Source organism: Sulfobacillus harzensis, from assembly GCF_012933365.1.
Lineage (GTDB): Bacteria > Bacillota > Sulfobacillia > Sulfobacillales > Sulfobacillaceae > Sulfobacillus_B > Sulfobacillus_B harzensis.
This window is the reverse complement of record NZ_JABBVZ010000134.1, coordinates 1-7666: the sequence shown is the minus strand read 5'-3', so window position 1 is coordinate 7666 and position 7666 is coordinate 1. Positions and strand designations below refer to the sequence as shown.

The 7666-nt window shown below is 60.1% G+C and carries 10 protein-coding genes and 1 pseudogene; all 11 read left to right on the top strand.

Going from position 1 to position 7666, the window contains the following annotated elements; genetic code table 11:
* Positions 1–838 precede the first annotated feature (838 nt).
* The 11 genes and pseudogenes from HIJ39_RS20405 to HIJ39_RS20355 all read left to right on the top strand — a co-directional run bounded on the left by HIJ39_RS20405 (position 839) and on the right by HIJ39_RS20355 (position 7528).
* Complete coding sequence (locus HIJ39_RS20405; RefSeq protein ID WP_169102881.1) at positions 839–1036, top strand: DUF2281 domain-containing protein; 198 nt, start codon at positions 839–841, stop codon at positions 1034–1036.
* Positions 1037–1204: 168 nt separating this feature from the next.
* Positions 1205–1345: a hypothetical protein gene (locus tag HIJ39_RS24365; protein WP_243239856.1), complete on the top strand. Its 141-nt coding sequence runs from the start codon at positions 1205–1207 to the stop codon at positions 1343–1345.
* A gap of 104 nt (positions 1346–1449) precedes the next feature.
* Entirely contained in the window at positions 1450–1749 is a 300-nt protein-coding gene (locus tag HIJ39_RS20395) for a hypothetical protein (protein WP_169102880.1), read from the top strand.
* Positions 1750–1918: 169 nt separating this feature from the next.
* A complete protein-coding gene (locus tag HIJ39_RS20390) occupies positions 1919–2248 on the top strand; it encodes a nucleotidyltransferase family protein (RefSeq protein ID WP_243239855.1) in 330 nt (109 codons plus the stop codon).
* Entirely contained in the window at positions 2232–2624 is a 393-nt protein-coding gene (locus HIJ39_RS20385; RefSeq protein ID WP_169102879.1) for a HepT-like ribonuclease domain-containing protein, read from the top strand. Before HIJ39_RS20390 ends, HIJ39_RS20385 begins: the two co-directional genes overlap by 17 nt.
* 119 nt (positions 2625–2743) lie before the next feature.
* Positions 2744–3247, top strand: coding sequence for an arsinothricin resistance N-acetyltransferase ArsN1 family A (locus HIJ39_RS20380; RefSeq protein ID WP_169102878.1), 504 nt, complete (start codon positions 2744–2746; stop codon positions 3245–3247).
* A gap of 369 nt (positions 3248–3616) precedes the next feature.
* On the top strand, positions 3617–3979 hold the full coding sequence (locus tag HIJ39_RS20375) for an ArsR/SmtB family transcription factor (protein WP_169102877.1): 363 nt from the start codon (positions 3617–3619) through the stop codon (positions 3977–3979).
* A 46-nt stretch (positions 3980–4025) separates the two neighbouring features.
* Positions 4026–5321, top strand: a complete 1296-nt coding sequence (locus HIJ39_RS20370; RefSeq protein ID WP_169102876.1) for an arsenic transporter — start codon at positions 4026–4028, stop codon at positions 5319–5321.
* Positions 5322–5332: 11 nt separating this feature from the next.
* Positions 5333–5752, top strand: coding sequence for an OsmC family protein (locus tag HIJ39_RS20365; protein ID WP_169102875.1), 420 nt, complete (start codon positions 5333–5335; stop codon positions 5750–5752).
* 13 nt (positions 5753–5765) lie between these two features.
* Positions 5766–7133, top strand: a complete 1368-nt coding sequence (locus HIJ39_RS20360; protein ID WP_169102874.1) for an FAD-dependent oxidoreductase — start codon at positions 5766–5768, stop codon at positions 7131–7133.
* Positions 7134–7207: 74 nt separating this feature from the next.
* Positions 7208–7528 (top strand): annotated as a pseudogene (locus tag HIJ39_RS20355) (YnfA family protein).
* The last annotated feature ends 138 nt before the right edge of the window (positions 7529–7666 follow it).

Here is a 7666-nt window from a genome sequence, read left to right as displayed (position 1 = left end):
TCTGAGGGTCGAGTTAACGGGCTACTCTACATGCGGAGCGACGGCATCGCGGACCGACTACGCACACAAGCTGCTAGCACTTTTTCGGAGGCTGTCCGGACGGGCAGCCTCTCTTATGGGTGGGGACAAGGAGGTGTGGCGCGGGGATTGCAGTCAACACGGACATCCTCCGACTTCGAAACGATTTGCACCACTAATCAGCGGCTCCCCCGGCAGGACTCAGGAGCCCTGGCCCGTGGTAAGCTAATTTGTAGAAACGCTGCCCGCCGGCGAAGAGAAGATTAATGAGGGCCAGGTGCGGCGATGTGGAGCAGTTTCCCCCCTGGGCCGAGTGGCCCCTCCGCCGGATCGAACCGGCCGGCACAGTGAACGTGGCCTTCCGGCTCGGTAGAGGCTTGTCCATCCGGCTCGCGCCACTAGGCGGGCCCACTAAACCTGGCGGGAAGAGTTCACGTGGTTGCCTCGGATCGTGCGCGGGTCCCGATCGACATTCCAGTCCCCGTCGCGCAGGGCCGCCCGAATAGCGGCTATCCATGGTTTTGGGAGATCCACACGCGGGTAGAGGGCCAGATGATGCAGTTCCTAGAAAGGTGAGATAAAACACTGCGGGCATGGTTGGCGGCGCAAGCGCACAGCACGCCAGAGCTGACCCAGCAAGGACAGAGTTGGGCTATGACACGGAGGCCGGCAGTCCGCGTTCGGCGAGTGGTTCTCGGCCGGGAGACAGGGCTGATTTCAATATCGTATGCCGCGTGACTGAGGATGGGGATGTCACAAGACTCGGCCGGGGCATCCTGTGACAGGGTATAATAGACCCAAAACCCAAGGGGGCGCGTTGATGGCATCGTCAAAGACTCGCGAAGTCCTGTGGTCGGTCCTCCAGGACCTCCCCGACGACTTGGTGGATGAGGTTGCAGATTTCGTGCAATTCCTGCGCTTGCGGCATGTCCTTCCGGATACGGCTATGCTCTCCGAAGCAGCACTGGCGGCCGCGTGGCTGACGCAAGACGAGGATGAGGCATGGAAAAGCTTGTAGCGGGCGATGTCGTCGTCGTGCCGTTCCCGTTCACGAATTTGGAACGCGCGAAACGACGGCCAGCCTTTGTCTTAACGGCTTTAACGGACGGTGACTATATTTTTTGTCAGATTACGAGCCGTGCATGGCCGCAGTCGATACCGAATGAGGGACCTATCGGAGGGCACGTTGCCTCATGATTCGTATGTGCGGCCGGAAAAACTGTTCACCGGAAACCAGACTTTAGTCCTCTCACGAGTTGGTCATGTGAAATCCGCCATTCAACAGATGATTCATGGGCGTCTCCTCGCCCTGTTTGAGGCATTGTAGTGGCGCACCGCATACACATCATCACGGCCGCGAAACAATGAGCGAAACAGTTGGATCTTCTCCGCGGTTGACCCACCGTGAGGGTGCGGCAGGGGCTGTTTTAGTTGTTCCAGTTCGCGACGCAAAGCAACATTTTCCTGGAGCACCCCCTGGTAGGCGTGCTCCAGTTCCCGGATCCGGGCTTCCATGGCCGCTCGCGATTCGTGATTCACGGGAACGCCCTCCATTTTGTCGGCCATGGCCAGTCGCGCGAAACGAGTGCGCTAAGAGTCTTTGACCGCCGAGACAGCACGCTGGCCGTGCTGGTGCTGTATGCGCCGGATTATACCAAATTGGGGAGCTCACATCACAACGTGAGAATTCGTGGCATTTTGCTGGTAAATTGTCCCCCGGGGTTGACGTGACCATCGCTGGTGCTCGACTCCCGTATTTGTTCTCGGGGTGGCCGGAAAGATTCTCGATGTGTTCGCCGCCGGTTGTGCGACAAGGTCCTGTTCGGGGATACTATAGATATCATCTTAGGTTTAGACGATACGCCGCCACTGTTGGAAATGGCAGGAGGTCAGACATTGGATGGAGACGATTACGGTGCCTGAGGCCTTGCCGATGCGAATTAATCGGGACGCATTGGTTGACATTTGTCGGCGTTATCATGTCCGCGAACTGGCGGTGTTTGGGTCCGTCTTACGGGATGATTTTGGTCCGGCGAGCGATGTGGATGTTCTCGTGGACCTCGCACCGACGACACCAATCAAGAGCCTGCTAGACCGGGCCCAGTTAGTCGTGGAACTTGAAAGCGTGTTTGGACGGACCGTCGATCTCGCGGACAAGCAACGGCTGTATCCCCTCTTGGCCCCCGAGATTTTAGCGACGCGTGAGGTGATTTATGCCGCGACGGAGTGACGAGGCGACGATTCAGCAAATCGTGGATGCCGCGGACAAAATTATGCGGCGTTCTCATAGCCTTTCCTACGATCAGTTTTTAGAGGATGATGAAAAGCAAGACGCTCTCATTCGACCCCTCGAGATTATGGGAGAAGCTGTCAGTCGGGTCAGCACGGCATTTCGGACAGCGAATCCCGACTTAATGCCGTGGAGTACCGTCAAGGCCATGCGGAATCTATTGATTCATGGGTATGACACCGTGGATCTGGATGAGGTTTGGACCATGGTAACGCACCATGTGCCAGTGCTACGCGATAAATTGCGGACATGGTTGGCGTCGCAAGTCCACCGGACGGACGAGCCAAATCCCGGGACCCCGGCTGACCAGGACTAGCACATCACGGTCGGGCTATGAGATGGAGGCTTACAGTCGCGCCCGCCCGTCACCATTCCGTCACCAGGAGCGCATCGAAATGAGGATTTGTCACGATACTTGGCAGGAGAGAAATCCCCATGGAGATCGTTGTGCGCAGAGCGGTTCCCGATGATGGATCTCGAATTGCCGATATTTACAACCAAGGCATCCAAGCCCGAATGGCAACCTTTGAAACCGATTTGCGAACCGCCGACGAGCAGAGGCAATGGATCGAGGAACACTCGGGTGCTCCGGCGGTCGTCGCGGTTGTCAACGGGGTCGTTGTCGGGTTCGCCCATGCCGCAGCCTATCGATCCCGCCCGTGTTACCGTGGAATTGGCGAGTTCTCCATGTATGTAGATGCCAACTCACGGTCCTGTGGTGTGGGGAAGACGTTGCTCAACGCGCTCGTTGCCGAAGCCCAAGAGCTTGGGTACTGGAAGCTCGTGTCACGCATTTTTGACTGCAACACAGCGAGCCGCAAATTATGTCAGGCGTGCGGATTTCGGGAGGTGGGGATTTATGAGAAGCACGGCAAGTTAGACGGCCGATGGATTGACTGCGTTATCGTCGAAAGAGTGATTACCGAGAATCTCCGCTAGTGCGGAACGGACGCACTCGGAGAGTGCATCACCATAGCCCCCGCTTGATTGATACTCGTTTTCGCCTTCTTTTGAGGTACCCCATACGCCTCTCCAGTGACCTCCCGGACGCTGGCAACACCACGACGTCCGATTGAGGTTCAGGTAGGGTGCGATGGTGACGGACCCTCCAGTGCAGCAAGGATCGACCACACGAGCGGCACTCCGTGGGGCGTCATAGCGCATGATTTTCGTCGCCGTTGCGAGTGAGCCTGTACCGACATAGGCCGCCTTGGTCAGACTCACTCAATCCGCCGCGGCAATGTTCGCCGACAATCGTTCCTTAGTCTATCGCGATATGCTAATATAATGATACGTGGAGGGATGCGCATGTACGAGGAATGGGCCGAACGGTGGCGGGCGTTGGGGGATCCGACGCGATTGCACATTCTCCGGCTGCTCAGCGTGCGGGATGCCTGCGTGTGTGAGCTCGTGGAGTTGCTGCCCATTAGCCAGTCCGCGGTATCGCAACACCTACGGAAGCTCAAGTATGCCGGGTTCGTCCGGGATTATCGTGAGAAGTCGTGGATTTTTTATGCTTTGCGCCCGGACATCCCGCCGGCCATTACTCAGTTGCTGCAGGAGTTGTCGATTCCGGACACTGAGGCCATGTGGCTTCGGAGCCACCAGGTGGGGGCCTCGTGCTCCGTCCTCGGGGCCGTAGAGGTCGATTCCCTGAAGGTGTCGGAATAATGGGGTGGCGGCGCCCAAGGCCCCTTATCGGCGCGGAGGGATGGGCATGGCGATAGGGCTGGCCGTTGGCCTGTTCTTAGTGGTGTTGGTCTTGATCATTGTCCAGCCGCGCGGTCTCTCGATCGGATGGACGGCCCTGGGCGGGGCCGTGGTGGCGCTCCTGCTGGGTATTGTCTCGTGGTCCAACGTCGGCACGGTGGTGAGCATCGTCTGGGATGCGACCCTGACCTTCGTGGCGGTGATTCTCATTTCGTTGATTCTCGATGCGGTGGGCTTCTTTGAGTGGTCGGCCCTGCACATGATTCGTTTCGCCCGCGGGCACGGACTCCGACTGTTTCTGTTGTTGGGTGTTCTCGGAGCGCTGGTGGCCATGTTTTTCGCCAATGATGGAGCCGCGCTCATTCTGACACCGATCGTGTATGAACAAGCAAAAGCGCTCAAACTGGATCCCAAGGCGACCGTGGCGCTCATCATGGCGAGCGGCTTCATTGCCGATACCACGTCATTGCCGTTGGTGGTCTCCAATCTGGTCAATATTGTGTCGGCCGGCTATTTCCACCTGGGGTTCGGATCCTATGCCCTCCGTATGGTCCCGGTCGACGTGGTGGCGTTGGGGGCGAGCTTGGGGGTGTTGTACCTCTTTTATCGGCGCGCCCTCCCCGCGACGGTGACGACCACCGCGCTGCGATCGCCCGCATCGGCGATTAAGGATTCCCAGGTCTTTCGCGCGGCGTGGGTGGTGTTGGCCCTCTTGCTCCTCGGCTATTTCGCGAGTCAATTTCTGCATTGGCCCGTGGCGATTTTCGCGGGGGCGGCGGCGGTGGGATTGCTGGTCATCGCGCATCGGAGCCCGGTGGTGCCCATCCCGTCGTTAATCCAGAATGCGCCCTGGAAAGTGGTCGTGTTTTCGATTGGCATGTATGTCGTGGTCTTTGGCTTGCGGAACGTGGGCTTGACCCATTTGTTGGGCACGGTGTTGACGGCCCTGGCGACCCATGGTGCCGTCGTCGGCATTGTGGGGACGGGGTTTGTCGCGGCTGCACTCTCCTCGGTGATGAACAATATGCCGACGGTGCTCATCAATGCCTTGGCGATTCATGACGCGACGGTCGGCCCCACCCTGCATACGGCCATGGCGTACGCCAACGTGGTGGGCTGTGATTTGGGCCCCAAGTTTACCCCGATTGGCTCGCTGGCCACGCTGCTCTGGCTCCACGTGTTAGAGCAACGAGGCGTGCGCATTACCTGGGGGTATTACATGCGTGTGGGCGTCACGCTCACCATTCCGGTGCTGGTGGTCACATTGCTGGCCCTGTGGGGCTGGTCCGCGGTCATTGGATAGGAGGATCGACGATGCAAACGTACGAGGTCCAGATGCGCCGGCAGAGTGCACAGCAGGTGATCGCCCGCACTCGCGACCTGTCGCTGACGCTGGGGGCGCAGCGCGGCGACCCGGATGCCGGATTCAATCCGGTCGAAACCCTGTTGTCGGCCCTGGGGGCGTGCTTGCTGACCGCGCTCCAAATGGTGGCCGAGTTGTCGCGGGTGCCGGTCACGGGCATGGCCATTCACCTGACTGGGGTGCGCCAAGATCAACCGCCCCAATTGGTCTCGGTGACCTATGCATTGCGCGTGCAGACCGACATGGCCGAGGATCGGCTGACGCGTTTGGTGGAGACGGCAAAACGCAACAGCACCGTCTATCAAACTCTGGCGCTGGCGCTCCCCGTGTCCGGCACCGTGGTGCGAGACACCGGAACGGCACCCATCTAGGGAGGGTATTCCCATGGCTCAGATTTTAGTCATCGGCGGCAGTGACGCCGGCATCAGCGCCGCACTGCGCGCCCGGGAGGTGGATCCCACCACCACCGTGACGATGCTGGTCGCGGATGCGTTTCCTAACTATAGCATCTGCGGGCTGCCCTTCTATCTTAGCGGTGAGGTGGCCGATTGGCACCAACTCGCGCATCGCACGCTGGGGGACATTGAATCGGCGGGCATTCGGGTGCGATTGAACACCCGGGCTCTCGCCATCGATCCGGATTCTCATAGCGTAAGGGTGCAGACAGAAGGCCAGACCCCTGAGACGGTACCCTATGACAAGCTGGTGATCGGCACCGGCGCGGAACCCATTCGGCCGCCCATTTTGGGGGTAGATCAGCCCGGCGTCTTCCTGCTCCATAGTATGGAGGATAGTTTTCGCGTGGCGGCCTATTTGGACACCCATCAACCGCAGCGTGCGCTGATTATTGGGGCGGGCTACATCGGGCTTGAAATGGCCGATGCCTTGCGGCACTGCGGGCTGGCCGTGACGGTCGCCGAACAGGCGCCGGCCGTCTTGCCAACCGTGGATCCGGCCTGGGGCGTGCGCCTGGGGGAACATCTCACCGCCCACGGTATTGCGGTCCGCACGGGGGTCCGGATCGAGGGTATTGCGCGAACCGGACACTCATTGCACGTGACCGGATCCCCCCGCTTCGCGGAGGACACCGACCTGGTGTTGGTGGTGGTGGGAGTCCAGCCGCTTACGGACTTGGCGCGCGAGGCGGGGTTGGCCCTCGGCCTGAAAGGTGCCATTCCGGTCGACCGGATGATGGCCACGGCGCTCCCCGACATTTACGCGGCCGGCGACTGTGTCGAAACCTATCATCGGCTGCTGGGTGCCCCCACCTATTTGCCGCTGGGAACGACCGCCCATAAGCAAGGACGGGTCGCGGGCGAAAATGCGGCCGGCGGTGACGCGCACTTCGCGGGATCGCTCGGGACCCAGGTCGTCAAAGTGTTCGACTGGGCGATTGCCCGCACGGGCTTTCGGGATCATGAGGCCGCGGCGGCCGGCTATCAGCCGCAAACGGTCGAATTCACGGCATGGGACCACAAAGCCTATTATCCCGGCGCCCACGAACTCACCGTGCGCATGACCGGGGACCGTGCAACCGGTCGCCTCTTAGGCGCTCAGATGATGGGGCACTGGCAAGCGGCGGTGGCCAAGCGCATCGATTTCTTTGCCATGGCGCTGTATCACCAGATGACCGTGGCCCAATGCTTGGAGGTCGACCTCAGCTACACGCCGCCGTTGGGAAGTCCCTGGGATGCGGTGCAAATGGCCGCTGAGCACTGGTTGCGCGTGGTGCGGTCGGGACAGTCAGGATGACGGGTGGGCGCGCGCACGCTCCGGCGTCACCATCGTGCTGCGGTCAAACATCGGAAGAACGCAGGAGGACATCGATGCTTCGAGCGTATGCCCTGTTTGTTCTCGCGGGTCTCGCCGAAATTGGCGGTGGATATCTCGTCTGGCAATAGCTCCGCCACGGCCGCCCCCTCGTGCTGGGGTTGTTAGGGGGCGCCATCCTCTTTTTGTATGGCATGATGGCGACTCGTCAGGAATTTGCGTCGTTCGGCAAGGTGTATGCCGCTTACGGCGGGGTGTTCATTGTCCTCGCCGTGCTCTGGGGTTGGGGCTTTGATCATCGACGCCCCGATGTCTCGGAATGGATCGGCGCCGCCATCTGCCTGGTCGGCGTGACCGTCATGCTGTGGAAGCGGTAACGGTTACCGGGTTGCCACCTAGCTAGAGCTTGCTGAAAAAGTCTTATGTCAAGAGGACAGATAGCTCGCAAGGATCCGCCTGGCGGTTCCGAGTGGGTTACTGATCTTAAACGGCCTGCCGCTGAGCCCAGCGGCGGA

Bases quoted from the DNA above. Each gene is read 5' to 3' on its own strand.
- HIJ39_RS20370 (WP_169102876.1), top strand. From the start codon at position 4,026: ATGGCGATAGGGCTGGCCGTTGGCCTGTTCTTAGTGGTGTTGGTCTTG.
- HIJ39_RS20375 (WP_169102877.1), top strand. From the start codon at position 3,617: ATGTACGAGGAATGGGCCGAACGGTGGCGGGCGTTGGGGGATCCGACG.
- HIJ39_RS20405 (WP_169102881.1), top strand. From the start codon at position 839: ATGGCATCGTCAAAGACTCGCGAAGTCCTGTGGTCGGTCCTCCAGGAC.
- HIJ39_RS20365 (WP_169102875.1), top strand. From the start codon at position 5,333: ATGCAAACGTACGAGGTCCAGATGCGCCGGCAGAGTGCACAGCAGGTG.
- HIJ39_RS20380 (WP_169102878.1), top strand. From the start codon at position 2,744: ATGGAGATCGTTGTGCGCAGAGCGGTTCCCGATGATGGATCTCGAATT.
- HIJ39_RS20385 (WP_169102879.1), top strand. From the start codon at position 2,232: ATGCCGCGACGGAGTGACGAGGCGACGATTCAGCAAATCGTGGATGCC.
- HIJ39_RS20360 (WP_169102874.1), top strand. From the start codon at position 5,766: ATGGCTCAGATTTTAGTCATCGGCGGCAGTGACGCCGGCATCAGCGCC.
- HIJ39_RS20390 (WP_243239855.1), top strand. From the start codon at position 1,919: ATGGAGACGATTACGGTGCCTGAGGCCTTGCCGATGCGAATTAATCGG.